The sequence below is a fragment of the Janthinobacterium lividum genome (assembly GCF_011601275.1).
Classification (GTDB): domain Bacteria; phylum Pseudomonadota; class Gammaproteobacteria; order Burkholderiales; family Burkholderiaceae_D; genus Janthinobacterium; species Janthinobacterium lividum_E.
In genome coordinates this window covers 1-315 of record NZ_JAAOLY010000074.1, presented here as the reverse complement: position 1 = coordinate 315, position 315 = coordinate 1, and the positions used below count along the sequence as shown (strand labels likewise).

The window sequence follows — 315 nt, the reverse complement described above, 5'->3', positions numbered from 1 at the left end:
GAGCTAATCCCCCTGAGATTTTACTAATTAGCTGGTAGGGCTGGTTGGACTCGAACCAACGACCCCCGCGTTATCAACACGGTGCTCTAACCAGCTGAGCTACAGCCCCAACGCGGAACTACTACGACTACTGTTTCTTCTCTTACTAACAGCCGATAAGTGTGAACATTTGATGCGTGAACCATTTACATGATTCGTGCAAACTCTAGAAAGGAGGTGATCCAGCCGCACCTTCCGATACGGCTACCTTGTTACGACTTCACCCCAGTCACGAATCCTACCGTGGTAAGCGCCCTCCTTGCGGTTAAGCTACCT

The 315-nt window shown here is 50.5% G+C and carries 1 tRNA gene and 1 rRNA gene; both read right to left on the bottom strand.

Annotation, left to right across the window (positions count from 1 at the left end):
• Positions 1 to 32: 32 nt before the first annotated feature.
• Positions 33 to 109, bottom strand: a tRNA-Ile gene (locus GYK42_RS28940).
• A gap of 100 nt (positions 110 to 209) precedes the next feature.
• Positions 210 to 315, bottom strand: a 16S ribosomal RNA gene (locus GYK42_RS28935); the annotation flags it as partial.